The sequence below is a fragment of the Pseudomonas sp. Root569 genome (genome assembly GCF_001427465.1).
GTDB classification, from domain to species: domain Bacteria; phylum Pseudomonadota; class Gammaproteobacteria; order Pseudomonadales; family Pseudomonadaceae; genus Aquipseudomonas; species Aquipseudomonas synxantha.
This window is the reverse complement of the sequence record NZ_LMGQ01000004.1, coordinates 60,741-86,522: the sequence shown is the minus strand read 5'-3', so window position 1 is coordinate 86,522 and position 25,782 is coordinate 60,741. Positions and strand designations below refer to the sequence as shown.

21 protein-coding genes are annotated in these 25,782 nt (G+C 60.4%); 11 read left to right on the top strand and 10 right to left on the bottom strand.

The window, feature by feature from the left end; all coding sequences use genetic code 11:
• Positions 1-601: 601 nt before the first annotated feature.
• The 5 genes from ASD70_RS05305 to tpx all read right to left on the bottom strand — a co-directional run bounded on the left by ASD70_RS05305 (position 602) and on the right by tpx (position 10,372).
• Positions 602-2,143, bottom strand: a complete 1,542-nt coding sequence (locus tag ASD70_RS05305) for an efflux transporter outer membrane subunit (RefSeq protein WP_080944604.1) — start codon at positions 2,141-2,143, stop codon at positions 602-604.
• On the bottom strand, positions 2,140-5,247 hold the full coding sequence (locus ASD70_RS05300) for an efflux RND transporter permease subunit (RefSeq protein WP_056845847.1): 3,108 nt from the start codon (positions 5,245-5,247) through the stop codon (positions 2,140-2,142). Before ASD70_RS05300 ends, ASD70_RS05305 begins: the two co-directional genes overlap by 4 nt.
• Positions 5,244-8,345, bottom strand: a complete 3,102-nt coding sequence (locus ASD70_RS05295; RefSeq protein ID WP_056845846.1) for an MdtB/MuxB family multidrug efflux RND transporter permease subunit — start codon at positions 8,343-8,345, stop codon at positions 5,244-5,246. Before ASD70_RS05295 ends, ASD70_RS05300 begins: the two co-directional genes overlap by 4 nt.
• A complete protein-coding gene (locus ASD70_RS05290; RefSeq protein WP_046067951.1) occupies positions 8,342-9,640 on the bottom strand; it encodes an MdtA/MuxA family multidrug efflux RND transporter periplasmic adaptor subunit in 1,299 nt (432 codons plus the stop codon). The genes ASD70_RS05295 and ASD70_RS05290 overlap by 4 nt, the downstream gene beginning before the upstream one ends.
• 231 nt (positions 9,641-9,871) lie before the next feature.
• Positions 9,872-10,372: a thiol peroxidase gene (gene tpx / locus ASD70_RS05285; RefSeq protein WP_056845845.1), complete on the bottom strand. Its 501-nt coding sequence runs from the start codon at positions 10,370-10,372 to the stop codon at positions 9,872-9,874.
• 158 nt (positions 10,373-10,530) lie between these two features.
• Between tpx and ASD70_RS05280 the strand changes: the two genes are divergently transcribed.
• On the top strand, positions 10,531-11,820 hold the full coding sequence (locus tag ASD70_RS05280; RefSeq protein WP_056845844.1) for a glycosyltransferase: 1,290 nt from the start codon (positions 10,531-10,533) through the stop codon (positions 11,818-11,820).
• 81 nt (positions 11,821-11,901) lie between these two features.
• Here ASD70_RS05280 and ASD70_RS05275 read toward each other — a convergent pair whose 3' ends face one another.
• Entirely contained in the window at positions 11,902-12,414 is a 513-nt protein-coding gene (locus ASD70_RS05275) for a GNAT family N-acetyltransferase (RefSeq protein WP_056845843.1), read from the bottom strand.
• Positions 12,415-12,567: 153 nt separating this feature from the next.
• On the opposite strand from ASD70_RS05275, the gene ASD70_RS05270 reads away from it, so the two are divergent.
• Positions 12,568-13,473: an AraC family transcriptional regulator gene (locus tag ASD70_RS05270; protein WP_056845842.1), complete on the top strand. Its 906-nt coding sequence runs from the start codon at positions 12,568-12,570 to the stop codon at positions 13,471-13,473.
• A 157-nt stretch (positions 13,474-13,630) separates the two neighbouring features.
• A complete protein-coding gene (locus ASD70_RS05265; RefSeq protein WP_056845841.1) occupies positions 13,631-14,068 on the top strand; it encodes a hypothetical protein in 438 nt (145 codons plus the stop codon).
• 66 nt (positions 14,069-14,134) lie between these two features.
• Here ASD70_RS05265 and ASD70_RS05260 read toward each other — a convergent pair whose 3' ends face one another.
• The 4 genes from ASD70_RS05260 to ASD70_RS05250 are packed head-to-tail and all read right to left on the bottom strand — an operon-like array spanning position 14,135 to position 16,453.
• On the bottom strand, positions 14,135-14,611 hold the full coding sequence (locus ASD70_RS05260; RefSeq protein ID WP_056845840.1) for a DUF6392 family protein: 477 nt from the start codon (positions 14,609-14,611) through the stop codon (positions 14,135-14,137).
• Positions 14,611-15,408 (bottom strand): S-type pyocin domain-containing protein, encoded by a 798-nt coding sequence (locus ASD70_RS29275; RefSeq protein WP_236708686.1) that lies wholly within the window; start codon positions 15,406-15,408, stop codon positions 14,611-14,613. The genes ASD70_RS05260 and ASD70_RS29275 overlap by 1 nt, the downstream gene beginning before the upstream one ends.
• Positions 15,348-16,025 carry a PAAR domain-containing protein gene (locus ASD70_RS29270; protein WP_236708689.1) on the bottom strand — a complete coding sequence of 226 codons (678 nt, stop codon included), beginning with the start codon at positions 16,023-16,025 and terminating at the stop codon, positions 15,348-15,350. The genes ASD70_RS29275 and ASD70_RS29270 overlap by 61 nt, the downstream gene beginning before the upstream one ends.
• 47 nt (positions 16,026-16,072) lie before the next feature.
• Positions 16,073-16,453 carry a PAAR domain-containing protein gene (locus ASD70_RS05250; RefSeq protein ID WP_056845839.1) on the bottom strand — a complete coding sequence of 127 codons (381 nt, stop codon included), beginning with the start codon at positions 16,451-16,453 and terminating at the stop codon, positions 16,073-16,075.
• Between the two features lie 444 nt (positions 16,454-16,897).
• On the opposite strand from ASD70_RS05250, the gene ASD70_RS05245 reads away from it, so the two are divergent.
• The 8 genes from ASD70_RS05245 to ASD70_RS05210 all read left to right on the top strand — a co-directional run bounded on the left by ASD70_RS05245 (position 16,898) and on the right by ASD70_RS05210 (position 25,762).
• Positions 16,898-17,146 carry a DUF6124 family protein gene (locus ASD70_RS05245; RefSeq protein WP_046067944.1) on the top strand — a complete coding sequence of 83 codons (249 nt, stop codon included), beginning with the start codon at positions 16,898-16,900 and terminating at the stop codon, positions 17,144-17,146.
• Positions 17,147-17,344: 198 nt separating this feature from the next.
• Entirely contained in the window at positions 17,345-18,667 is a 1,323-nt protein-coding gene (locus tag ASD70_RS05240) for an ABC transporter substrate-binding protein (protein ID WP_046067943.1), read from the top strand.
• Positions 18,668-18,820: 153 nt separating this feature from the next.
• Positions 18,821-19,711, top strand: a complete 891-nt coding sequence (locus tag ASD70_RS05235; RefSeq protein WP_043051067.1) for a carbohydrate ABC transporter permease — start codon at positions 18,821-18,823, stop codon at positions 19,709-19,711.
• A gap of 10 nt (positions 19,712-19,721) precedes the next feature.
• Entirely contained in the window at positions 19,722-20,552 is an 831-nt protein-coding gene (locus ASD70_RS05230; RefSeq protein ID WP_005788583.1) for a carbohydrate ABC transporter permease, read from the top strand.
• A gap of 36 nt (positions 20,553-20,588) precedes the next feature.
• A complete protein-coding gene (locus ASD70_RS05225; RefSeq protein ID WP_056845838.1) occupies positions 20,589-21,692 on the top strand; it encodes an ABC transporter ATP-binding protein in 1,104 nt (367 codons plus the stop codon).
• Between the two features lie 16 nt (positions 21,693-21,708).
• Positions 21,709-23,190, top strand: a complete 1,482-nt coding sequence (locus ASD70_RS05220) for a mannitol dehydrogenase family protein (protein ID WP_056845837.1) — start codon at positions 21,709-21,711, stop codon at positions 23,188-23,190.
• A gap of 139 nt (positions 23,191-23,329) precedes the next feature.
• Entirely contained in the window at positions 23,330-24,811 is a 1,482-nt protein-coding gene (gene xylB / locus ASD70_RS05215; RefSeq protein ID WP_056845836.1) for a xylulokinase, read from the top strand.
• A gap of 12 nt (positions 24,812-24,823) precedes the next feature.
• Positions 24,824-25,762 carry a carbohydrate kinase family protein gene (locus ASD70_RS05210; RefSeq protein WP_056845835.1) on the top strand — a complete coding sequence of 313 codons (939 nt, stop codon included), beginning with the start codon at positions 24,824-24,826 and terminating at the stop codon, positions 25,760-25,762.
• Positions 25,763-25,782 lie beyond the last annotated feature (20 nt).

Sequence of the window (25,782 nt, the reverse complement as noted above, 5' to 3'; positions counted from 1 at the left end):
ATCAGAAGGCCATTAGTGATTTTTTGGCGTCAATCGGATGGCCTCATGAGGCAGTTTCTGGATCCACGGAGATCAAAATGTGGGAGAGGCGGTGCTACGATTCGACTCGCCCCCGAGGGCCATGGGTATCTACACAGCTGTGTAGCAGCCGACGGTAACCACGATGCGAAGCGAGCCGCTCTTGATTTTGCTTTTGATCTTAGGCGCCCCGTCAAACCACGCTGGCCGGAATTCGACAGGGTAAACCGGCAGGGATGCCGGTTTAGCCGCCCCGCGCCATGGATGGCGCGTGGCGGCGGCCCCCCAAATCCATGTCGGATTACGGGCACACCGAGCCTGGGCGAGGTGCCGAGTGGTGGGGCAAGAGCGTTTTGGTTACTTTTGGGCTCTTTTCAAAAGTGACCCGCTGTAAAAGCGGAACCAATAGTGGCCGTTACCGCAGGAATGGATATGTACACGGTCTGATCCAACATCCTGGTCGGCTGTCAGGCCGCCATCGGGAGCAAGCCCCCTCCCACATTTGGACCGAGACCATCAGTCAAATACTGGTCGGCTGTCAGGCCGCCATCGGGGGCAGGCCCCCTTCCACATTTGGGCCGGGTCACTCCTTTTCGGCCAGGGAGGTCTGGCCGTCCCAGCCGCCCCCGAGTGCGGCAATCAGCTGCACACTTGCCACCAAGCGCGACTGCAGCAAGTTCAACACCGTACGCTCGTTACTCAGGGCCGTCGCTTGCACGGTAACCACGTCCAGATAGGCAATCAACCCCGCCTTGTACTGGTTCTCGGTCAGGCGCAACGACTCTCGCGCTGACTCCAGCGCTTCATTGCTGACCACCGCCTCGTCCGCCAGTACCTTGAGTTGCACCATGTAGTTTTCCACCTCACGGAAACCATCCAGCACCGTCTGGCGGTACTTGGCCACGGTCTCGTCATAGCTGGCCACGGTGCGGTCGACTTCCGCCGAGCGCTGGCCGCCATCAAAGAGGGTCATCGCCAATTTGGGCCCAACCGACCAGAAGCGGTTCGGCAGGCTGATCCAATCCTCATAGGTGCTGCTGGAATAGCCGCCCTGCAGGCTCAGGCTGAGGTCCGGGTAGTACGCCGCCTTGGCTACGCCGATATTGGCGTTGGCGGCGATCACCGAACGTTCCGCCGAAGCGATGTCGGGGCGGCGTTCGAGCAACTGGGATGGCAGGCTCACCGGTATCTGTGGCAGTGCCGGGATTTCCTTGCTCACGGCCAGGTTGAAGTTGGCCGGGGCTTCCCCGATCAATACGGCGATGGCGTTTTCCAGTTGGGCGCGCTGCCAGATCAGGTCGATCAGACTGGCCTGGGTAGTCTTGAGCTGGGTTTGCGCCTGGGCAATGGCGTCCTTGCCGGCTACACCGGCGCGGTATTGGTTTTCGGTCATCTTCAATGAGCGCTGGTAGGTGTCCAGCGTGGCTTGCAGCAGGCGTGTCTGTTCGTCCATGACCCGCAGTTGCAGGTAGCTTTGCACCAGTTCCGATTGTTGGCTCAAGCGCATCGCGGCCAGATCGGCTGAGCTGGCCTCGGCGCTGGCTTCATTGGCCTCCAGACCACGGCGCAACTTGCCCCAGATATCGGCCTCCCAACTCACGCCCAACTGCGCATTGAGGGTGTCGCGAATACCGCTGCTGGAGCTGCTGAGGCTCGCGCTGCTGCTGCCGGTGCCCTGGCTGGCGCGGGTTTTACCGACGCTCAGGTCGACGCTGGGGTAGAACGCCCCGCGTGAACTGCGCACCAGTGCCTGGGCCTGGCGAAAACGTGCTTCGGCCTGGGCGACGGTCTGGTTGGAGGTGTTGAGGCGCACCACCAGGTCATTCAGTTGGCGGTCGCCGTACAGCTCCCACCAGGCGCCACGGGCCAGGGAGTCACTGGGGTTGGCCTGGCGCCAGCCCTGGGCCTCCTTGAATTGCACCGGCTCGATGACCTCCGGGCGCTGGTAGTCAGGGCCGATGGCGCAAGCGCTGAGCAACATGGCCAGGCCCACTGTAGGAGCGAGCTTGCTCGCGAAGGCCGTTAACGATAACGCGTTCCTTCTGGATGAACGCGGCGTATGGGCGTTCTTCGCGAGCAAGCTCGCTCCTACAGGGATCGCAGGGGCGTTGATTGAATCGGTCATAGCGCAGTGTCCAGGGCAGCATCGGTACGCACGCCGCGCCACGCGTTGAAACGATGGCGTGCGCGGTCGAGATAGAGGTAGACCACCGGGGTGGTGTAGAGGGTCAGGATCTGGCTGAAAACCAGGCCGCCAATGATGGTCAGGCCCAGGGGGCGACGCATTTCCGCACCATCGCCGGTGCCGAGCAACAACGGCAAGGCGCCGAGGATCGCGGCGAGCGTTGTCATCAGGATCGGTCGCAGACGCAGCAGGCAGGCGCTGCGGATTGATTCCAGCGGGCCCATACCGTCGTTGCGTTCCAGTTGCAGCGCCAGGTCGATCATCAGGATCGCGTTCTTCTTCACCACTCCGATCAGCAGGAACAAGCCCAGCAATGAGATCAGGCTGAACTCGCCCCCCGTCAGGTAGATGGCCAGCATGGCGCCCACCCCGGCCGAAGGCAGCGTCGACAGGATCGTCAGCGGGTGGATATAGCTTTCATACAAGATGCCCAGCACCAGGTACACCGCGACCAATGCGCCCAGGATCATGAACGGCTGACCCTTCTGTGTGGCCGCAAAGGCATCGGCGGTGCCGGCCATCTTGGCGATCACATCTTCGGGCAAGCCGACCTTGGCAATCGCCCGCTCGATAGCGGCCGTGCCCTGCTCTACCGTGACGCCGGGAGCCATGTCGAAGGCGATATTCTCCGAAGCGAATTGGCCTTCATGGCTGACGCGATCGTCTGCCAGGCTGTTTTCATAATGGGCGATGGTCGACAACGGCACCCGCGCACCATCGGCAGTGATCACCTGTACCTGATTGAGGGTGATCGGGTCCTGCGCATATTTGGGGTTGACCTCCATCACCACCTGGTACTGGTTGAGGCTGTCGTAGATGGTGGAAATCTGCCGCTGGCTGTAGGCGTTGTTCAGCACGGCGGTGACCATGTTCATGTCGATACCCAGACGCTTGGCCTGGTCACGGTCGACAATCAGCGTGACCTGGGCCGCGCCTCGCCCCTCGCGGGCGTCGATGGCGGTCAGCTCCGGCAGCTCACGCATGGCCGCAACCACTTTCGGGTACCACAGGCGCAACGCGGCCAAATCACCACTTTGCAGGATGTAGGAGTACTGCGCGCTGGTCTGGTCGCGGCTGCCACCAAACTGCAGGTCCTGGTCGGCCATCAGGAACAGACGCCCGCCCGGCACCAGCGGCACATCCTTGCGCAAGCGCTCGATTACGGCCTGGGCGGAGATCTTGCGCTCGCTGATCGGCTTGAGGCGCACCAGCATCACCGCATTGTTGGTGCCGTTGTTGCCGCCGATAAAGCCGGCCACGCTGAGCACTGCCGGGTCCTTGAGCACCGCCTGGCGGAAGATCTCCATCTTCGGCTGCATCACGCTGAACGACAGGCCATCGTCGCCACGCACAAAGCCGATCAACTGGCCGGTGTCCTGCTGCGGCATAAAGGTCTTTGGCACCACCACATACAGCGCCACGTTCAAACCGATGGTCAGCAACAGGCTCAGCAAGGTCAGGCGCCGATGGCGCAGCACCCAGTCCAGGCTGGTGGCGTAGCCGGCGACCATACGGTCGTTGACCTTCTGGCTCCAGCGTTGCAAACCGGTTTGTTTGTGCTTGTCATGGGGCTTGAGCCAGCGGGCGCAGAGCATCGGCGTCAGGGTCAACGAGACGATCAGCGAGACAATGATCGCCGCCGACAAGGTGATGGAAAACTCGCGAAACAGGTTGGTGACAATCCCGCCCATGAACAGGATGGACAGGAACACCGCCACCAGCGACACGTTCATCGACAGCAAGGTAAAGCCGACTTCCTGGGCTCCCAGGTACGCGGCCTTCATCGGCGGCACACCTTCATCGATATGCCGGGAAATGTTCTCCAGCACCACAATGGCATCGTCCACCACCAGCCCGGTGGCCAGGATCAGCGCCATCAGCGAAAAGTTGTTCAGCGAAAAACCGTACAGGTACATCACCGCAAAGGTGCCCACCAGCGACACTGGCACCGCCAGGGTCGGGATCAGCGAAGCGCGGAAGTTGCCCAGGAACAGGTAGACCACCAGGATCACCAGGCCCACGGCAATCAGCAAGGTCATCTCGGCTTCGTGCAGGGTGGCGGCGATCACCGGCGAGCGGTCCATGGCCAGGCTGAGCTTGACGCTGGACGGCAGCACCGCCTGCAACGCTGGCAACTGGGCCTTGATCTGCCTGACCGTCTCGATGATGTTGGCGCCGGACTGGCGGTTGATCACCAGCAGCACCGCCGAGTCATTGTTGAAGAAACCGCTGTTGTAGCGGTCCTCCACGCCATCGGTGATCTTCGCTATGTCGCGCAGGCGCAGGGCCGCGCCATCCTGATAGCGAATCAACAGCGGCTCGTAATCCTTGGCTTTTTCCAACTGGTCGTTGGCCTGGATCTGCCAGTTACGCTCAGCGTCTTCCAGGGAACCCTTGGGGCGGCGCTGGTTGGCGTTGGCGATGGTGTTGCGCACATCGTCCAGGGCGACGCCGTACTGGTCGAGGGCCTTGGGCTCCAGCTCGATGCGCACCGCCGGCAGCGAACTGCCGCCGATCTGCACTTCGCCTACGCCGGGCACTTGGGACAGGCTCTGGGACAGGATGGTCGAGGCCAGGTCGTACAACTGGCCCTTTTGCAACACATCGGAAGTCAGCGACAACACCATGATCGGTGCCTGGGACGGGTTGATCTTCTTGTAGGTTGGCATGCTGCGCATACCGCTGGGCAGCAGGTTGCGCGAAGCGTTGATGGCCGCCTGCACTTCCCGCGCCGCGCCGTTGATATCACGGTCGGAATCGAACGCCAGGATCACCCGCGTGGAACCCTGGCTCGACGAACTGCTCATGGTGGTGATGCCGGCAATCGAACCGAATGAACGCTCCAGCGGCGTCGCTACGCTGGACGCCATCACCTCGGGGCTGGCGCCGGGCAAACTGGCCGACACCACGATCACCGGGAAGTCGATCTGCGGCAGCGGCGATACCGGCAACAGGTTGAAGCTGACGCCACCGAGCAACATGATCGCCAGGCTCAGCAGCATGGTGGCTACCGGCCGGCGAATGAAAGGTCCGGACAGGTTCATGACTCAACCGGCTCCAGGCGTTGCGGCTCTTTGCGCCAGCGCCGGCCAAGACGATCAAAGTACAGGTAGATCACCGGCGTGGTGAACAGGGTCAACACCTGACTCACCAGCAAGCCGCCGACCATCACCAGGCCCAGCGGTTGGCGCAGCTCTGCACCGGAACCGGTGGCGAGCATCAACGGCACTGCGCCGAACAAGGCGGCCAGGGTGGTCATCAGGATCGGTCGAAAGCGCAGCAGCGCCGCCTGGTAGATCGCGGTCTGCGGGTCAAGGCCCTGGTTACGCTCGGCGTCGAGGGCGAAGTCGATCATCATGATCGCGTTCTTTTTCACGATACCGATCAGCAGGATAATGCCGATGATCGCGATCATGCCCAGGTCATTGCCACTGAGCAGCAGTGCGAGCAAGGCCCCTACCGCTGCCGACGGCAAGGTCGAAAGGATGGTGATCGGGTGGATATAGCTCTCGTAGAGCACGCCGAGCACGATGTACATGGTGACCACCGCCGCCAGGATCAGCAGCAAGGTGCTCGACAACGACGCCTCGAACGCCTGGGCCGCGCCCTGGAACTGGGTCTGCACACCCACCGGCATGCCGATGTCCTTCTGGGTCTGGTTGATCAGTTCCACGCCCTTGCCCAGGGCGACACCGGGGGCCAGGTTGAACGACATCATCACCGCCGGGAACTGGCCGATATGGGCGATCGCCAATTGCGCCTGGCGCTGCTCCACATGGGCCAGGCTCGACAACCGCACCTGGCCGCCGTCGGTGGTCTTCACATGGATCTGGTTGAGGGCAGCCGGGCCGAGGGTCTCGCCGGACTGGGCCTGCAACACCACGCGGTACTGGCTGGCCTGGGTGTAGATGGTGGAAATCTGCCGCTGGCCGAAGGCGTCATACAGCGCGTCGGTGATGGTCGCAACGTTGACGCCCAGGCGCGAGGCCGCGTCGCGGTCGATCACCAGGTACACCTGCAGGCCCTTGTCCTGCAGGTCGCTGGCAACGTCGGTGAGTTCCGGCAACTGGCTGAGGGCTTGCACCAGCTTGCCGCTCCACAGCGCCAGCAACTCGGCATCCGGGGACGACATGCTGAATTGGTACTGGGTACGGCTGACACGGTCTTCAATGGTCAGGTCCTGCACCGGCTGCATGAACAGGCGGATGCCCACCAGCTTGTCGATTTCAGGTTGCAGTCGCGTAATCACCTGCGCTGCGCTCAAATCGCGCTGGCCGTGGGCCTTGAGGTTGATCAACAAGCGGCCGCTGTTGAGGGTGGCGTTATCGCCATCCACGCCAATATAGGAAGACAGGCTTTCCACCGCCGGATCGGCGAGGATGATCTTCGCCAGCTCCTGCTGGCGCTGGCTCATCGCCGCAAACGAAATCGATTGCGGCGCTTCGGAAATCCCTTGGATCACCCCGGTGTCCTGCACCGGGAAAAAGCCCTTGGGCACCACCAGGTACAGCACCACCGTGAGGCCCAGGGTAGCGATGGCCACCAGCAGGGTCAGCGGCTGGTGCTTGAGCACCCACTGCAACTTACGCCCGTAGGCTTCGATCAGCCAATCGATCCAGGCGCCGCTGGCCTTGTAGAAGCGCCCCTGTTCCTCTTCCTTGGGTTCACGCTTGAGCAGGCGTGCACACATCATTGGCGTCAGGGTCAGGGACACCACCAGGGAAATCAGGATCGCCACCGCCAGGGTGATGGCGAATTCACGGAACAGCCGCCCGACCACGTCGGCCATGAACAGCAGCGGGATCAATACCGCAATCAGCGAGAGGGTAAGGGACACCAGGGTAAAACCGATCTGCTTGGCGCCCTTGAGTGCCGCCGCCATCGGCGTCTCGCCCTCCTCGATATAGCGGGAGATGTTTTCCAGCATGACGATGGCGTCATCCACCACAAAGCCAGTGGCAATGGTCAGGGCCATCAGCGTCAGGTTATTGATGGAGAACCCCGCCAGGTACATCACGCCAAAGGTGCCGACCAGGGACAGCGGCACGGCGATAGACGGAATGATCGTGGCGCTGACCCGACGCAGGAACAGGAAGGTCACCATCACCACCAGGGCAATGGCGATCAGCAGCTCATGCTGCACATCCTTGACCGACGCGCGGATGGTCTGGGTACGGTCAGTGAGCACGGTCACATCGAGCCCGGCCGGCAGGTTGTCGGTGATGCTCGGCAGCAGCGCCTTGATGCGGTCGACCACCTCGATCACGTTGGCGCCGGGTTGGCGCTGGATATTCAACAGCACCGCCTGGTTCTGATTGGCCCAGGCCGCGAGGCGTTCGTTTTCGGCGCCGTCGACGATCTGCGCCACATCCTTGAGGCGCAGCGGTGCGCCATTGTTGTAGGCCAGGATCAGTTCGGCATATTGCTCGGGCGAGACCAACTGGTCGTTGGCATCGAGCATCGACACCCGGGTGGGGCCGTCAAAGTTGCCCTTGGGCTGGTTGACGTTGGAAGCGGCGATCAGGCTGCGCACATCCGACAGGTTCAAGCCATTGGCCGCCAGGGCCTCGGGGTTGACCTTGATGCGTACGGCCTGGCGCTGGCCGCCGGCGATGCTGACCATGCCGACGCCGCTGATCTGCGCGATTTTCTGCGCCATACGCGTGTCGACCAGGTCATTGAGCTTGGGCAGCAGCATGGTCTTGGAAGTAATCGCCAGGGTCAGCACCGGGGTATCGGCCGGGTTGACCTTGTTGTACACCGGCGGCGCCGGCAAATCCTTGGGCAGCAGGTTGGTGGCGGCGTTGATTGCGGCCTGCACCTGTTGCTCGGCGACATCCATATTGATGTCGAGATTGAAACGCAGGGTCAGCACCGAGGCGCCGCCGGAGCTGGTGGACGCCATCTGGGTCAGCCCGGGCATCTGCCCGAACTGGCGCTCCAGCGGTGCGGTGACCGCACTGGTCATCACATCGGGGCTGGCCCCGGGGTACAGGGTCATCACCCGAATCGTCGGGTAGTCCACCTGGGGCAAGGCCGACACTGGCAGCAAGCGGTATGAAATGATACCGGCCAGCACAATGGCCAGCATGCTCAGCGTGGTGGCGACCGGGCGGAGGATGAACAGGCGTGACAGGTTCATGAACCGACCTTTTGCGCCTTGCCGGCGTCAGCGCCGGTCTCCCCTTTTGCCGCAGGCTTGCCTTGCAGGTGTTCGGTCGGCGTGGTCGGCACTTCGCTGCTGTCATTGACCACTTCGATTTCGCTGCCGTCCTTGAGACGGTCGGTGCCTTCCAGCACCACGCGGTCGCCGGCGACCAGGCCCTCCTTGATCACGGTGTTGTCGCCGTCGGTATCACCGAGCACCAAAGGCTGGACCTTGACCTTATTGTCGCCGTCGAGCTTGTAGACAAAGGTGCCGGTATTGCCGAACTGGATCGCCGCAGACGGTGCCAGCACCACGTTATGCAGGGTGTCGGCGAGCAAGTGCACATTCACGAACTGGTTGGGGAACAGCGCCTGGTCCTTGTTATCGAAGCGCGCCTTGAATTTCAGAGTGCCGGTGGTGACATCGATCTGGTTGTCCAGGCTTTGCAGCACGCCGACGGCCTGCTTTTTCGTGTCGCCACGGTCCCAGGCTTCCACCGGCAGCTTGTTGCCAGCGTGGTAACGAGCGAGCACGGTTTCCAGGGTATTTTCCGGCAGGGTGAAGGCCACGCTGATCGGCTGGGTCTGGGTGATCACCGCCAGGGCCGTGGTGTCGTTGGCGGCGACCAGGTTGCCGACGTCAAGCTGGCGCAAGCCGACGCGGCCGCTGATCGGCGCGCGGATCTTGGTGAATTCGAGGTTGAGCTTGGCGTCGTCTACCGCGCCCTGGTTGGTCTTGACTGTGCCCTGGTATTGCAAGACCAGCGCTTCGGCGGTGTCCAGCGTCTGCTTGGCGATACTGTCCTGGGCATACAGGCCGCGATAACGCTCGACGTCGACCTGGGCGTTTTTCAGCTGGGCCTGGTTCTGCAGCAGCGTGCCCTGGGCCTGGAGCAAGGCGTTCTGGTAGCTGCGCGGGTCGATTTCTGCCAGCAGGTCGCCGGCCTTGACCATCTGCCCTTCTTCAAAGGCGATCTTCATCAGCTCACCGCCCACCCGGCTGCGCACATTAATGGTGTTGAGCGCAGTGACCGTACCCAGGGCCTTGTAGTAAACCGGGAACTCCCCCAGCACCGCCGGCGCCACACGCACCGGAACCGGGCCGGTGGAACCGCCGAAGCCCGGGCGCGCCATACCGGTTTTACCGGTGTGACCGGCCGGCGCGTCTTTATGGGCTGCGCCACCGGGCCAGAATTTCCAGCACAAGCCGGCGATAACCAGCAGCACGAGCAGGCCAAACAACCAGCGGCGGGATTTGCGGGGGGAGGATTGCATGGAGTGGTCAACCATTGGGGGTGAGAGCTTCTTCTTCGGGAGGCTGAAAGATAAGCACTGGGGTGCGTTTAGAAAAGCACCTTTACCGGCTATTTACCTTGGGCTTACAACTTTTAACGTCTGAGCTTAGTCCGCTGGCTATTTCGCTAAACCGCTGACGCTCAAATAAAAACGGCCTGGACTAGGCCAGGCCGCAATCATGCATCATACGTGTTACTGCCAAACGACAGTTACGCGCAGAAACAGTTACTTCAACACAGCCAGGGCTGCATCGTAGTTTGGCTCTTCAGCAATTTCCTTGACCAACTCGCTGTGCAGCACGTTGTCGTTTTCGTCCAGCACTACGACAGCACGAGCGGTCAGGCCCTGCAGCGGGCCGTCGGCGATGGAAACACCATAGTCAACGGCGAAGTCGGCGTTGCGGAAGTCCGACAGGTTATTCACGTTTTCCAGGCCTTCGGAACCACAGAAGCGTGCCTGGGCGAATGGCAGGTCGGAGGAGATGCACAGCACCACGGTGTTAGCCACATCGTTGGCCTGGGCGTTGAACTTGCGCACGGAAGTGGCGCAGGTTGGGGTGTCAACGCTTGGGAAGATGTTCAGCACTTTGCGCTTGCCGGCAAAGGTAGCCAGGGTGGCGTTGGACAGGTCGCCGGCGGTCAGGGTGAAGTCTGCGGCTTTGGCGCCGACTTTCGGCAGTTCGCCTTCAACCTGGACCGGGTTGCCTTTAAGGGTGACTTGAGCCATGAACGGAATCCTTATGCTGGGTTTTGGTTAAACGAATTCGAGAGGCCGAAGTTAACCACAAAGTGCCGACGCTACCTACCGCCAGACACAAATTGTCATGCCACCGGTTGTGGTTTAATTGCGCGCTTTTCACCTGCCCTTCAAGGAAACCGTCGTCGATGAATCAGCCTGCCACCAAAGTCTTGGTCATTGGTTATGTCTGGCCAGAGCCGCGCTCCTCGGCCGCAGGCGGGCACATGATGCAAATTCTCGAGAGCTTTCTTACACAAGGTTGGGACATTACCTTCAGCAGCCCGGCGACCATCGGCGAACACAAGGCCAACTTGCCCGCCCTCGGTATTGCTGAGTGCGCCATTGAGCTCAATAACAGCAGCTTCGACGACTTTATCCGCGAACTGGCCCCGGATATCGTGCTGTTCGACCGCTTCATGATGGAGGAGCAATTCGGCTGGCGCGTGGAGCAATGCTGCCCCGACGCCCTGCGCGTGCTGGAAACCTCCGACCTGCAAAGCCTGCGCGACGCACGCCATCAGCGGTTCAAGGAGCATGTGAAAGCCCATCCCGACGGCGACGACTTCACCGCCCTGTTCGCTCCGGCGCTGAAGGAAGAATTCCAGCGCATGGCCGACACCGACCTGGCCAAGCGCGAAATCGCCGCGATTTACCGCTGCGACATCAGCCTGATGATCTCCGACGTGGAAATCCGCCTGCTCACCGAACACTTCAAGGTGCCCGCCGCCCTGCTGCACTGGTGCCCGCTGATGCTGCAGCCGCCCACCCGCGCTTTTGCGCCCTTTGAAGACCGTGCGCACTTTCTCAGCATCGGTAACTTCCGCCACGCGCCAAACTGGGATGCGGTGCTATGGATGAAGAACAGCCTGTGGCCGCTGATCCGCCAGCAACTGCCGGGCGTCCAGTTACATATCTACGGGGCCTACACGCCGCCCAAGGCCACTGCCCTGCACAACCCGGCCCAGGGCTTTCATGTGATGAACTGGGCCGAAGATGCACTGCAAGTGATGACGGCGGCGCGTATCTGCCTGGCGCCCCTGCGCTTTGGTGCGGGGATCAAGGGCAAGCTGGTCGACGCGATGCTGTGCGGCACGCCCAATGTCACCACCCCCATCGGTGCCGAGGCCATGGGCGATGATCAACCCTGGCCCGGTGCGATCGAGCACAACGCCCCGGCCCTGGCTGCCGCTGCCGTGGCTCTTTATCAAGACCGCGAACGCTGGACCCAGGCCCAGGAACGTGGGCGTCAGCTCCTGGCTCGTCGCTATGACCAGGCCTTCCATGGGTCAGCCTTGGTCGAATGCCTGGAGCAATGTCGCCGCAATCTTGCCGCCCATCGCCGGGACAACTTTACCGGCAGCATGCTGCGCCATCACGCGCATAAAAGTACCCAGTACATGTCCCAGTGGATCGAAGCGAAAAATCGCAACATCTAGACAATCGACGCAAAGAGCATGAAAAGCGTGATTCAGACTTGTCGCCGCTGCGCGGCAAGTCGAATCGGACATCCCTGAGCCCTAACGCTCCCAAACGTACCTCACCTCCTCCAGGGACACCCCGCCACGCACGAGCGTGCGACGGCTGCCAAGCTCTTCCCTTCCCCCGAGCCCTTGATAGAAACGCACCGCTCTTTGGTTTTCAGCTAAAACCCATAAGGTAATCACCTTATAACCCTGATCAACCAAACGCTTTAAACCTGACGCCCATAACTGGGCGCCTATACCGTTGCCCCAGTATTCTGCCAACACGTAGATGGCCATGACCTCTCCCGCTTCTGCGCAAGCCTCGTCTTCATCCCGGCAAGGCCCCACTGAAATCCAACCAGTAACCTTTCCATCCACCTCTGAAACTAAAACGTCAGACTCTTTGCTTTCAATCGCATGAGTCCAATGCGCTTCCCTCTTGGGCAAAGTCGCAGTAAGGGAGGCCAAAAAATCAGCGGGCATCAGATCAAGATAAGCTTGTTGCCAGCTACTGACGTGAACGCTGGCGATGCTATGTGCATCGCTGGGACGTGCATCGCGAATCATGAATAAGCCCTCGCTCGTGTCTGTTTCAGATAAAAATCTTCTGTAATCCTACTCGTACAGGATGCAGCGGCGCACGCTCAGACGCTTGAAGCTGGCAGGGCCGTGCACAACGGGGCATTATTCGGATCGCAACCACAATAAAGCGACGGCAGCATGACCCGAGCAACGCGTATCACCGACCCTTCCTACGAGCTGATGGACGATCACAACGGCCTGTCCATCATCTATCGCCAGCACGGTTTCCCCTGCCCGCTGGTGCGCTGGCATTTTCACAAGGAATACGAACTGCACCTGATCGTCGCCAGCTCGGGCAAGGTGTTTATCGGCGACTACATCGGCAACTTCTACCCCGAAAGCCTGTTCCTCACCGGCCCCAACCTACCGCATAACTGGATCAGCCAGGTGGAGGAAGGCGAAGTAGTGCCCAAGCGCGACATGTTGGTGAACTTCACCGATGAGCTGTTCGAGCAAGGCAGCCATACGTTTGCCGAGCTCAAGAGCCTGGCGCCCTTGCTGGAGCGTGCGCAATACGGCATAGAATTCCGCAGCAAAAAAACCATCGCCCAGGCCATGGCCCTGATGCAGCGCATTGAGGAGGCCCAAGGCATGGCGCGCCTGGGGCATTTTTTCATTTTGCTGGAAGTGCTGAGCGCCTGTGACGACTACCAACTGCTCTCCGGGGTGACCACGCCACAGCAAGCCGATGAACACAGCATCGACCGCACCAACCGGGCGGTGGACTACATCTTTGCCCACTACGCGAGGGAGTTGCCCTTGGAAGAAGTCGCGGAATACCTGGGCATGAAGCCGACGTATTTTTCCCGGGTATTCAAACAGGCCACCGGGCGTACTTTTATTGAGTTCGTCAATCGCCTGCGAATCAGCAAGTCCTGCGAACTGCTGGCCGATGGCGACAAGGCCGTGACGGATGTGTGCTTTGAGTCGGGATTCAACAATATTTCCAACTTCAATCGGCGCTTTCAGCAGCTTAAAGGCATGACACCTTCCCACTACCGGCGGTTGGCGGTGCAGCGCCTGACTGAGCAAAACATGAACTGAATGTTATCAAAACGATGCCTGGCGCCTACGTATCTAAACTGCGCCAATTGTCGCCACTGTCAACTTTCACAGCTAGACGCGTCCTTCTCGTAGTTGTTTGATCTCCTTGGCCCCGCCGATAAAAACCGTGCGTGCCCCTACGCCAGGAGAGCCCTGTATGACTGACCATCCGCTTGATCAGGAACCCTCTACCGCTGTCGACCCACAGCGAGAGGAAGACCTGGACCCTCCTTATTCCGCATATCCTGCTATACCTCTTGGGCATGTGCCCGATGAAGGTGTGGTTTATGGTTTGGGCATCCGGCATGTGCGTCCCTATGCGGTCTATTCATACGACAAGTGGGCCATTCAGAGACCTGGTGACTACTTCGCCATTCACCTTGGCGACCCGGTTAATGCGGCCGCTGACGATCTCGTTGAGGGTACCTCCCTGGTTCGCCAGAGCCTGGCGATTCCCGAGGAGCGTATGCCTGAGGGTAAGGTGGGGATGTATGGTCGAGTACTGCGGGCAAGCAGCGGGACCGAAAGCACCTCACCTGAGCAGATTATTTTGATCAAGACAAGGCATAAAGGGGACGCATTTGTTTCGGCTTAAATAAATGCGTGCCCCTTTTTCAGTATTCAAAGCTTTTCCACGTTAAAGATGAATTTTTCTGTTGTACTAAGGGTGCCCTCGGTTGATTAACGAAAAAACCAACGTTTTAATCTGCATTGTGGATGTGTATTGAAAGGACACTTTCAGATTTGGGAAGTTAATCTGATCCAGCGAATAAGTATCAAAGCCACCCAATACGGTATCCAAAGGCAGCTTCGTCAGGCCTTGTGATTCCATGGGCATACCGAAAGCTGCTCGCACCTCTGACTTGGATGCTAGTAACGCAAAAGGCTTGGGAAGCTCACCCTTGTACGCTGTTGTACCTTCAACAGTAGAGCGCAGGGTGATAAAGAGTCGCTCGTACCTCCTCGTCTCCGCCCAGAAACTTAACTCCAGGCCGTCAGCTGGTTTTTTCAGCGATAACCAATCACGCCCGCTGTAGAGCTCAGTGAGTGGCAGGCCTGGAATAATTCTGTGGGAAATTAAATCCTCATAGAGCCATCCTAGATGTTTGATCCAACTTTCAATTGTCACGGCGTCCATCAATACCACCCCTGGGCTTGGTTGATGTCATGTAATTGTTGACGGGCGACCTCGATATCGAACTCAGCGAACCCCTCTTCGAGCAGCCCTCTCTTAATCGCATCCACGTTACTGTTCACCGCTGCTCGAAGGTCTTCAGCATCTTTACTCTGCCTGTATTTGGTATTTCGGCCGCCATAAGTCTCACTGTGATTCTGATGCACTCTGACTGGTATAGCGATGCTGGCGCCACGACGAAGAAAGCTCTGAACCTCCTCATCCGTCAAATCCGCCATACGATGCCTTAACGCCAATTCCAGCGCCTTTTGCGCAGGAATATGGTCAATATCCAGCCCATCCTTACGGCTACGACTCATCAAATCAGCTGCCTGCCCAACCTCCAATGGCCTGACCGCCGGCTTGGCAAACACCAAATACAACGGCGGCACACCCGAATCAGCCGGAAACGAAATGATCGTATCCTGCCAGGTGATATTCTCTGCATCCCGTCCTGGATAGTGACTGATTGCCGAATCTTGCCCCACCGCAACCGGATGAACAAACACGTTATCCAAGCGTTCCGGTGTACCGGGATACGGGCTCGGCACGCTGACAACCGGGCCGTGGTTCGGCGTCCATGTGATGCTGATGCCATCCAGCACCGCCACCATCGCGCTGTGGTCCTCATTCCACCGGGCTTGCGCAACGGGTACGCGGTCGGCGCCACTGCCAGGTTGGGTATGTAGGCCGTAAACACTCAGTTCACCGGACTCATCCTGGCGAAACTGGAAACGCACTCGCGTGCTGGCCAAACGCATCCCCTCCAACTGCTCCGAGGTGTACAGCGTTGAGTCACCGATATCCCGTGGCCAGAATGCAGCAGCACGAGGTTGAGGGCGGAACTGGCGCCGGCCAAGCCTCGTACAGCCCAAGCACCGAGGTCGCTGCCAAGTATGCCTGCTACCCTGCCGACGGCGCCCGTCGTACCGGTTGAGGCCATGACGGCCGTGGAGCCGAAGTTTCTGGCGTTTTCCGGGCCGGTTCCCGCGGCTGTAGAACCGACCGGTACCGAAACGCATGATTTGGCGAAAACGCAGGTATCAGCGGCACGATTCGGCGCAGCGGGCGCGGCTACGTTGGAAGGTGGCGCGGCGGACGCGGTCGGCCCCATTCCAACGGTGGTGAATCGTTGAGGCTGGGGACCGAACTCCTGGCATTTGAAGCGCTGATTGGCAATCAACTCCGGCGGCGGATCGCATTTGCAGATGCACAGATCACCCTCCAGCGCCGCTTGCTTGCCGTTCCACTCTTCGTGCAAATGAGGGCCGGTAAGCGCGATGAAGCCTTCAGTGCCGCAAGTCGGGCAAGCGACCCGGTCACCCTCCCTTGAGATTAATTCGCCGTTGAAACTGGTGCGCTCACAACCACTGGTCACTTTGCCACCCGCTGTGGTGGTTGAACCCGTGGTGATGTTGTAGCGCCTCACATCTGACTCTCCACGCGATATCCAGGCTTTAGAAGGCCAGGAATACCATCGCCGTCCGCGTACTCCACCACCTGAGCCAGGTTTTGCAGGCTGCCCGTCACGGTGTCGCCGTTGTCGGTAGCGCTGCCGACAATGGCGATGGGCAGACCTTTGTAGGTGGCTGCGAAACCTGCTCCCGAGACAATTTCGCTCTCTTTGCCATCGGGGTAGCGCACTCGGTCGCCGACGCACGCGATGCGCAAGTCATGGATCTCGAGGCTGGTGCTTGCAGTAATGATTTCTCCACCCATACGCGTTCTTGAGCCGAGTGTCGCGTAGTCGTAGATGGCTTTGATTGGGCGAGTTGAATGTTGGATTTCAGTATCGGTGTCTTTCATGCTTCGTCCTTTTTTAGCGTGCAGGGGTGCTCAAACGCGGTCTTGGCGTTGAGTTATGCAGAGAGATGGCGCCGAAATGGCGCAAGAAAGATGGTGCTGACTAGTACAAAGCCAAACAACTGACCGTTCGGCTAGGTATTGGGAAACGCAGAAACGTCTGACAAGGATTTGAGGTTGTCCCTAGGACACTCAATCTCTAGTCTCCGTACACCGCTGCACACGCAGCGGTTGGGCGTCGCGGCCCGGTGTAATCAGGCGCAAAGTGCCATTTCTGCTTTCAGTTGACGCCTTTTTATCGTCTACTGTGCGGCCTTATGGTGGCTGTGCGCGGGATACCTTCGGGTATGCCGGTTTCCTGATTCCGGTCCGCGAACCTGCGTACAGCTACCACCCAATCGCGTCGCGGCGATCAGTGGTAGCTCCATTTAAATCAGGAGTTTCATCATGATCAAACCCACCCCAAATCCCCCAATCGATCCAGCACCCAGCGTGCTATTCACCGTGAAAGACGGTATCTCCACTCAAGACCTTCTGGTCAACCTCAGCGAATCCCTCGCCTCTGCCCACGCCCTCACCTGCGATTTCGCCTTTGAGCTCGACGGCTCGCGACGCGAAGGCGCGCTGGGTATTGCCCAGTTGATCGAGGTGTCTCGATTGTTGGCTGAGCGGGTACTGGCTGATATCGAGCGTTAAATACGGCATCGATCGTCCCCACGCGTCACGGGGACGAACATCGAGTGCAAAAAAGTATCAGTGAGCGTGCGCCCAAGGATTTGTCACAACACCATTTCAAGGCTGTAATCGACGCACACTCTTCCTGGCTACCTGTAGGAAGACACAACAACAATAACTGTCCTTCCGTCGCCCCTGGGCGCGGAAATGGAGTGCGCGATGAAGTTCACAGCAAAAGTACTGCTTGCCTCGACCTGCATGACAGCATGCATGACCCTCAGCGCCGTCAGCTTTGGCGCGCAAACCCTGACCATTGCCACCGTCAATAACAGCGACATGATCCGCATGCAAAAGCTGTCGAAAACCTTCGAGGCCGAGCATCCGGAGATCAAGTTGAACTGGGTGGTACTCGAAGAAAACGTGCTGCGCCAACGCCTGACCACCGACATTGCTACCCAGGGCGGGCAGTTCGATGTGTTGACCATCGGCATGTACGAAGCCGCACTGTGGGGTGCCAAGGGTTGGCTGGAGCCGATGAAGGACCTGCCGGCCTCCTACGACCTCGACGATGTGTTCCCTTCGGTGCGTGACGGTTTGTCGGTCAAGGGCTCGCTGTACGCCCTGCCGTTCTATGCCGAAAGCTCGATCACCTATTACCGCACCGACCTGTTCAAGGACGCCGGGCTGAGCATGCCTGAGCACCCGACCTGGACCCAGATCGGCGAATACGCGGCCAAACTTACCGACAAATCCAAAGAGCAATACGGCCTGTGCCTGCGCGGCAAAGCTGGTTGGGGTGAGAACATGGCGCTGATCACCACCCTGGCCAACGGCTACGGGGCGCGCTGGTTCGATGAGAAATGGCAGCCGCAATTCAACGGCCCGGAGTGGAAGGATGCGCTGAACTTCTACGTCGACAACATGAAGAAATCCGGCCCACCGGGCGCCTCCAGCAACGGCTTCAACGAAAACCTGGCGCTGTTCAACAGCGGCAAGTGCGCGATCTGGGTGGATGCCAGCGTGGCCGGCTCGTTTGTTACCGACAAGAGCCAGAGCAAGGTCTCCGAGCATGTGGGCTTCACGTTCGCGCCCCACGAGAAGACCGACAAGGGCACGTCGTGGTTGTATTCCTGGAGCCTGGCGATCCCGACCAGTTCCAAGGCCAAGGACGCCGCCAAGGTATTCACCAGTTGGGCCACGTCCAAGGAATACGGCCAGCTTGTGGCCAAGACCGATGGCATTGCCAATGTGCCGCCAGGTACGCGCAAATCCACCTACAGCGACGAGTACATGCAGGCCGCGCCGTTTGCCAAGGTGACCCTGGAATCGCTGAAAGTGGCCGACCCGACCAAGCCGACCGAGAAGCCCGTGCCGTATATCGGCATCCAGCTGGTGACCATTCCTGAGTTCCAGGCGATTGGTACCCAGGTCGGCAAGTTCTTCTCGGGTGCGTTGACCGGTCAGCAGACGGTAGATGCCGCATTGACCGCCGCGCAGACCACCACCGAGCGTGAAATGAAGCGGGCTGGTTACCCCAAGTAATCCCGGCCTTCACCACAGTCAAATGTGGGAGGGGGCTTGCTCCCGATAGCAATCTACCAGTTGATGATTGTGTGACTGATACACCGCTATCGGGAGCAAGCCCCCTCCCACACTGACCGCGCTCCGATTCGTATCTGACTGGTCTTGATTCTAATGAATACACCCGCCAAAAACCGCCTGGCCAACCCCGGCTGGTTCCTTGTCAGCCCCTCGGTGGCCTTGTTGCTGCTGTGGATGATCGTGCCCCTGGGCATGACCCTGTACTTTTCGCTGATCCGCTACAACCTGCTCTACCCCGGTGAAAACCAGTTCGTGGGGCTGGAGAACTTCACCTACTTCATCACCGATTCGGGCTTCCTGCCCGGCGCCACCAATACGCTGTTGCTGGTGGGCAGCGTATTGCTGATCAGCGTGGTCTTTGGTGTGCTGATCAGTGCCCTGCTGGAGGCCAGTGAATTCCTCGGGCGCGGCATCGTGCGTGTGCTGCTGATTTCGCCGTTCTTCATCATGCCCACCGTCGGGGCGCTGATCTGGAAGAACCTGATTTTCCACCCTGTGTCGGGGATTCTCGCCGCGGTATGGAAGTTCTTCGGGGCCGAGCCGGTGGACTGGCTGGCGCATTACCCGCTGCTGTCGATCATCATCATTGTCTCGTGGCAATGGCTGCCCTTCGCGATCCTGCTGCTGATGACCGCCATGCAGTCCCTGGACCAGGAACAGAAGGAAGCCGCCCGCCTGGACGGTGCCGGCGCCATTGCGATTTTCTGGCACCTGACCCTGCCGCACCTGGCCCGCCCGATTGCCGTGGTGGTGATGATCGAAACGATCTTCCTGCTCTCGGTGTTCGCGGAGATCTTCACCACCACCAACGGTGGCCCGGGTTACGCCTCGACCAACCTCGCCTACCTGATCTACAACCAGGCGCTGGTGCAGTTCGATGTGGGCATGGCCTCGGCCGGCGGCCTGATTGCCGTGGTCATCGCCAATATCGCGGCGATCATCCTGGTGCGGATGATCGGCAAAAACCTGACTGACAAGCCTTGAGGGCCGCGCCATGACACTTCAACAATCCCGCCGCCTGCAAAGCCTGCTGCTCGGTACGTTGGCCTGGGCCATCGCGATCCTGATTTTCTTCCCGATCTTCTGGATGGTGCTGACCAGCTTCAAGACTGAAATCGACGCGTTCGCCACCCCGCCGCAGTTCATCTTCACGCCGACGCTGGAGAACTACCTGCACATCAACGAACGCAGCAACTACTTCGCCTACGCCTGGAACTCGGTGGTGATTTCCTTCAGCGCCACTGCCCTGTGCCTGCTGATCTCGGTACCGGCCGCCTACTCCATGGCGTTCTACGAAACCCAGCGCACCAAGGGCACGCTGCTGTGGATGCTGTCGACCAAGATGCTGCCACCGGTGGGCGTGCTGATGCCGATCTACCTGCTGGCCAAGAGCTTCGGCCTGCTGGATACGCGCATTGCGCTGATCATCATCTACACCCTGATCAACCTGCCGATTGTGGTGTGGATGGTGTACACCTACTTCAAGGACATCCCCAAGGACATCCTCGAAGCCGCACGCCTGGACGGCGCCACCCTGTGGCAGGAAATGGTCCGCGTGCTGCTGCCGATTGCCAAGGGTGGCCTGGCCTCCACGGTGCTGCTGTCGTTGATCCTGTGCTGGAACGAGGCGTTCTGGTCGCTGAACCTGACCTCGTCGAGCGCCGCGCCGCTGACCGCACTGATCGCCTCCTACTCAAGCCCCGAAGGTTTGTTCTGGGCCAAGTTGTCCGCTGTCTCGACCCTGGCCTGCGCGCCGATCCTGATCTTTGGCTGGATCAGCCAGAAACAGCTGGTGCGCGGTTTGTCCTTCGGCGCCGTCAAATAACGGCTTCTTATAAAAATTGCGAAAAGGAGGCCCATCATGGCCAACCTGAAAATCAAGAATCTGCAAAAAGGCTTCGAAGGCTTTTCCATCATCAAGGGCATTGACCTTGAAGTGAACGACAAGGAATTCGTGGTGTTCGTCGGCCCGTCGGGCTGCGGTAAATCCACCCTGCTGCGGCTGATCGCGGGCCTTGAGGAAGTCAGCGACGGCACCATCGAACTCGATGGCCGCGACATCACCGAAGTGACCCCGGCCAAACGTGACCTGGCCATGGTATTCCAGACCTACGCGCTGTACCCGCACATGAGCGTGCGCAAGAACATGTCGTTCGCCCTGGATCTGGCCGGCGTCGACAAGAAGCTGGTGGACAGCAAAGTCAGCGAAGCGGCGCGCATCCTCGAGCTCGGTCCGCTGCTGGAGCGCAAGCCCAAGCAACTGTCCGGCGGCCAGCGCCAGCGCGTGGCGATCGGCCGGGCGATTGTGCGTAACCCGAAGATCTTCCTGTTCGACGAGCCGCTGTCCAACCTCGACGCCGCGCTGCGCGTGCAGATGCGCCTGGAACTGGCGCGTCTGCATAAAGAACTGCAAGCCACCATGATCTACGTGACCCACGACCAGGTTGAAGCCATGACCCTGGCCGACAAGGTGGTGGTGCTCAACAGTGGCCGTATCGAACAGGTCGGCTCGCCGCTGGAGCTGTATCACCAGCCGGCCAACCTGTTCGTGGCCGGGTTTCTCGGCACGCCGAAGATGGGTTTCCTCAAGGGCAAGGTCACCCGCATCGAGACCCAGGGCTGCGAAGTTCAACTGGACGCCGGTACCCTGATCAGCCTGCCGTTGAGCTGCACCACCTTGAGCGTCGGCAGTGAGGTGACCCTGGGGATCCGTCCGGAGCACCTGGAAATCGCTGCGCCGGGGCAAACCACCCTGACCGTCACCGCCGATGTCGGCGAGCGCCTGGGCAGTGACACCTTCTGCCACGTCATCACTGCCAATGGCGAGCCGCTGACCATGCGCATCCGCGGCGACATGGCCAGCCAATACGGCGAAACCCTGCAGCTGCACCTGGACCCGGCGCACTGCCATCTGTTCGACACAAACGGTGTAGCCGTGGCCCGCCCACTGCGCGCTGCCGCCTGATCCCGAGTATTTCCCGATGAAACTGAATAAAGCCAACCTCACGCAGCTGGCGCCGGAAGTGAAAACCCCGGCCTACGCGATTGCCGACACCCGCCAGGGTATTGCCCACATCGGCGTCGGCGGCTTTCACCGTGCGCACCAGGCGTATTACACCGACGCCCTGATGAATACCGGCGAGGGCCTGGACTGGAGCATTTGCGGCGTCGGCCTGCGTGCCGAAGACCGCAAGGCCCGCGATGACCTGGCCGGCCAGGACTACCTGTTCACCCTGTATGAGCTGGGTGACACCGACGACACCGAAGTACGTGTGATCGGCGCCATCAGCGACATGCTGCTCGCCGAAGACGGTGCCCAGGCGCTGATCGATAAACTGGCCGATCCGGCGATCCGCATCGTCTCGCTGACCATCACCGAGGGCGGCTACTGCATCGACGACAGCAACGGCGAGTTCATGGCCCACCTGCCACAGATCCAGCATGACCTGGCGCACCCCACGGCGCCGAAAACCGTGTTCGGTTTCATCTGCGCCGCCCTGACCCAGCGCCGCGCCGCCGGCACCCCCGCGTTCACCGTGATGTCCTGCGATAACCTGCCCCACAACGGCGCCGTCACCCGCAAGGCACTGCTGGCCTTCGCCGCCCTGCATAATGCCGAGCTGCATGACTGGATCAAGGCCAACGTCAGCTTCCCGAATGCCATGGTCGACCGCATCACACCCATGACCAGTACCGCTCACCGCCTGCAATTGCATGACGAACACGGCATCGACGATGCCTGGCCGGTGGTGTGCGAGCCGTTTGTGCAGTGGGTGCTGGAAGACAAGTTTGTCAGCGGCCGCCCGGCCTGGGAAAAGGTCGGCGTGCAGTTCACCGATGACGTCACGCCTTACGAAGAGATGAAGATCGGCTTGCTCAACGGCAGCCACCTGGCGCTCACCTACCTGGGGTTTCTCAAGGGCTATCGGTTTGTCCACGAGACCATGAACGACCCGCTGTTCGTGGCGTATATGCGTGCGTATATGGACCTGGACGTCACCCCGAACCTGGCGCCGGTGCCAGGCATCGACCTGACCGCCTACAAGCAGACCTTGGTGGAGCGCTTTTCCAACCAGGCGATTGCCGACCAGTTGGAGCGCGTGTGTTCCGATGGTTCATCGAAGTTTCCCAAGTTCACCGTGCCGACCATCAATCGCCTGATTGCCGATGGCCGCGAGACCGAACGCGCCGCACTGGTGGTCGCGGCCTGGGCCTTGTATTTGAAGGGCGTAGATGAGAATGGCGTGAGCTACAAGATACCCGACCCACGGGCCGAATTCTGCCAGGGGCTGGTGACGGATGACGCACTGATCAGTCAGCGCTTGTTGGGCGTGGAGGAGATTTTTGGTACGGCTATTCCCAAGTCGGCGGCGTTTGTGGCAGCGTTTGAGCGATGCTATGCAAGCTTGCGCGACAAAGGCGTCACCGAAACCCTGCAACAACTCCTGAACAAACCGGATTAAAACTGTGGGAGGGGGCTTGCTCCCGATGAGGGTGTATCAGTAAATGCATCTGTAACTGACTCACCGCCATCGGGAGCAAGCCCCCTCCCACACTTGACCGGGTTACCAATCCAAAAATAATACTGCTGAGCAAATCCTCATGACCCAGCAAAACCTGTTTCTCGGCATCGACTGCGGCACCCAAGGCACCAAGGCCATCGTCCTCGACGCCTCCAGCGGCAAGGTACTGGGCCTGGGCGCCGCCGCGCATACGCTGATCAGCGGCGCCAATGGCCGCCGTGAGCAGCACACCCAGGAATGGCTTGACGCCTTTACCGAAGCCACCCACCGCGCCCTGCAACAGTCCGGCGTGGATGGCCAGGACATCCTCGGCATCGGCGTTTCCGGCCAGCAACATGGCCTGGTGCTGCTGGATGAGCAAGGTGCAGTGCTGCGCCCGGCCAAGCTGTGGTGCGACACCGAAACCACTCCCGAGAATGACCGCCTGCTGCACCACCTGGGCGGCGAAAGCGGCTCCCTGGAGCGCTTGGGCGTGGCGATCGCACCGGGCTACACCGTTTCCAAACTGCTCTGGACCCGCGAGCAGCATCCGGATGTCTTCGCACGCATCGCCCATATCCTGTTGCCCCACGATTACCTCAACTACTGGCTCACCGGCCGTGCCTGCGCCGAGTACGGCGACGCTTCCGGCACCGGCTATTTCGATGTGCGCAGCCGCACATGGGATGTGGCGCTGCTCCAGCACATCGACCCCAGCGGTCGCCTTGAAGCCGCCTTGCCACAGTTGATCGAAGCCAACCAAGCAGTGGGCACGATCCTGCCGGCCATCGCCGAACGCCTGGGCATCAACCCCAAGGCCGTGGTGTCCAGCGGCGGCGGCGACAATATGATGGGCGCCATCGGCACCGGCAATATCGCCCCCGGCGTGATCACCATGAGCCTGGGCTCCTCGGGCACCGTCTATGCCTTTGCCGACCAGCCCAACGTCAGCCCGCAGGCCTCGGTGGCGACCTTTTGTTCGTCGAGTGGCGGCTGGCTGCCGTTGATCTGCACCATGAACCTGACCAACGCCACCGGCGTGATTCGCGAGCTGTTCGAACTGGACCTGAATGCCTTTAACGCCCTGGTCGAACAGGCGCCTATCGGTGCCGATGGCGTGAGCATGCTGCCGTTCCTCAATGGCGAACGCGTGCCCGCCCTGCCCCACGCCACCGGCAGCCTGCATGGCCTGACCATGACCAACCTGACCCGCGCCAATCTGTGCCGCGCCGTGGTTGAAGGCACCACGTTCGGCCTGCGTTACGGTCTGGACCTGCTGCGCCACACCGGCCTGCAAAGCCAGAGCATCCGCCTGATCGGCGGCGGCTCGAAAAGCCCGGTGTGGCGGCAGATGGTCGCCGATATCATGCACACCGAAGTGGTCTGTACCGAACAAAGCGAGGCTGCTGCCCTGGGCGCGGCGATCCAGGCGGCCTGGTGCCAGAGTGGCGAATCCCTGGCCAGCCTGTGCGAAAAATGCGTGAGCATCGACCCGGCCAGCCGCACCTTGCCGATTTCGGCTAATGTCAGTGCCTATCAACAGGCGTATGAGCGTTATCAACAGCACGTGGCATCCCTTTAAGAGCGAACGACTATGTACCTGGTTTGTGGTGAAGCGCTGTTTGATTTTTTCAGCGAGGAAGATGCCCGTGGGCAGCCGGCCAAGCTCAATTACAAGGCCATTGCCGGTGGCTCGCCGTTCAACGTGGCGGTGGGCCTGCGCCGCCTGGGCATTGAGTCAGGGTTCTTTGCCGGCGTGTCCACCGATTACCTCGGTCGCCGCTTGCTGCAGGTGCTCAAGGACGAAGGCGTCAGCGAACGCTTCCTGGTGGAATTCGACGCGCCGACCACCCTGGCGATGGTCGCCGTGGGTGCCAATGGTTCGCCGCAGTACAGCTTCCGTGGCGAAGGCTGCGCCGACCGCCAACTGCAAACGGCGCATCTGCCAACCTTGGGTGATGAGGTGCGTGGGCTGCATATCGGGTCGTTTTGCCTGGTGGTGCAGCCGGTTGGCGACACCCTGCTGAACCTGGTCAAGCGCGAGAGCGGCAAGCGCCTGATCAGCCTCGACCCGAATGTGCGCCTTAACCCGCAGCCGGATATCCAGCTGTGGCGCGAGCGCGTGGCGCAACTGGTGCAGCATGCTGACCTGATCAAGGTCAGCGACGAAGATTTGCACCTGCTCTACCCCGGCCAGTCACCGGAAAGCGTAGTACAAGGCTGGCTGCAGCATCGTTGCCAATTGGTGTTTCTCACCCGTGGCGGCGACGGCGCTTCGGTATTCAGTCGCCAGCACGGCAACTGGTCTCAGCCGGCGGTCAAGGTGGTGATGGCCGATACGGTGGGAGCCGGCGATACCTTCCAGGCGGCACTGATTGCCTGGCTGACCGAGCAGCAGCTGGATTCACTGGAGGGTCTGCAGCAGCTGACGCGCACACAAATTGACAGCATGCTCGGCTTTGCGATTCGCGCGGCTGCGTTGACCTGTACCAAGACCGGACCCGACCTGCCGTACCGTCATCAGCTGGGCTGACGCGCATAGCAATGGGCCTG

What these genes read in the sequence shown, in the direction of transcription:
- ASD70_RS05305 (WP_080944604.1), bottom strand. Translation starts at nt 2,143, where the DNA reads ATGACCGATTCAATCAACGCCCCTGCGATCCCTGTAGGAGCGAGCTTG.
- ASD70_RS05300 (WP_056845847.1), bottom strand. Translation starts at nt 5,247, where the DNA reads ATGAACCTGTCCGGACCTTTCATTCGCCGGCCGGTAGCCACCATGCTG.
- ASD70_RS05295 (WP_056845846.1), bottom strand. Translation starts at nt 8,345, where the DNA reads ATGAACCTGTCACGCCTGTTCATCCTCCGCCCGGTCGCCACCACGCTG.
- ASD70_RS05290 (WP_046067951.1), bottom strand. Translation starts at nt 9,640, where the DNA reads ATGGTTGACCACTCCATGCAATCCTCCCCCCGCAAATCCCGCCGCTGG.
- tpx (WP_056845845.1), bottom strand. Translation starts at nt 10,372, where the DNA reads ATGGCTCAAGTCACCCTTAAAGGCAACCCGGTCCAGGTTGAAGGCGAA.
- ASD70_RS05280 (WP_056845844.1), top strand. Translation starts at nt 10,531, where the DNA reads ATGAATCAGCCTGCCACCAAAGTCTTGGTCATTGGTTATGTCTGGCCA.
- ASD70_RS05275 (WP_056845843.1), bottom strand. Translation starts at nt 12,414, where the DNA reads ATGATTCGCGATGCACGTCCCAGCGATGCACATAGCATCGCCAGCGTT.
- ASD70_RS05270 (WP_056845842.1), top strand. Translation starts at nt 12,568, where the DNA reads ATGACCCGAGCAACGCGTATCACCGACCCTTCCTACGAGCTGATGGAC.
- ASD70_RS05265 (WP_056845841.1), top strand. Translation starts at nt 13,631, where the DNA reads ATGACTGACCATCCGCTTGATCAGGAACCCTCTACCGCTGTCGACCCA.
- ASD70_RS05260 (WP_056845840.1), bottom strand. Translation starts at nt 14,611, where the DNA reads ATGGACGCCGTGACAATTGAAAGTTGGATCAAACATCTAGGATGGCTC.
- ASD70_RS29275 (WP_236708686.1), bottom strand. Translation starts at nt 15,408, where the DNA reads ATGCGTTTGGCCAGCACGCGAGTGCGTTTCCAGTTTCGCCAGGATGAG.
- ASD70_RS05250 (WP_056845839.1), bottom strand. Translation starts at nt 16,453, where the DNA reads ATGAAAGACACCGATACTGAAATCCAACATTCAACTCGCCCAATCAAA.
- ASD70_RS05245 (WP_046067944.1), top strand. Translation starts at nt 16,898, where the DNA reads ATGATCAAACCCACCCCAAATCCCCCAATCGATCCAGCACCCAGCGTG.
- ASD70_RS05240 (WP_046067943.1), top strand. Translation starts at nt 17,345, where the DNA reads ATGAAGTTCACAGCAAAAGTACTGCTTGCCTCGACCTGCATGACAGCA.
- ASD70_RS05235 (WP_043051067.1), top strand. Translation starts at nt 18,821, where the DNA reads ATGAATACACCCGCCAAAAACCGCCTGGCCAACCCCGGCTGGTTCCTT.
- ASD70_RS05230 (WP_005788583.1), top strand. Translation starts at nt 19,722, where the DNA reads ATGACACTTCAACAATCCCGCCGCCTGCAAAGCCTGCTGCTCGGTACG.
- ASD70_RS05225 (WP_056845838.1), top strand. Translation starts at nt 20,589, where the DNA reads ATGGCCAACCTGAAAATCAAGAATCTGCAAAAAGGCTTCGAAGGCTTT.
- ASD70_RS05220 (WP_056845837.1), top strand. Translation starts at nt 21,709, where the DNA reads ATGAAACTGAATAAAGCCAACCTCACGCAGCTGGCGCCGGAAGTGAAA.
- xylB (WP_056845836.1), top strand. Translation starts at nt 23,330, where the DNA reads ATGACCCAGCAAAACCTGTTTCTCGGCATCGACTGCGGCACCCAAGGC.
- ASD70_RS05210 (WP_056845835.1), top strand. Translation starts at nt 24,824, where the DNA reads ATGTACCTGGTTTGTGGTGAAGCGCTGTTTGATTTTTTCAGCGAGGAA.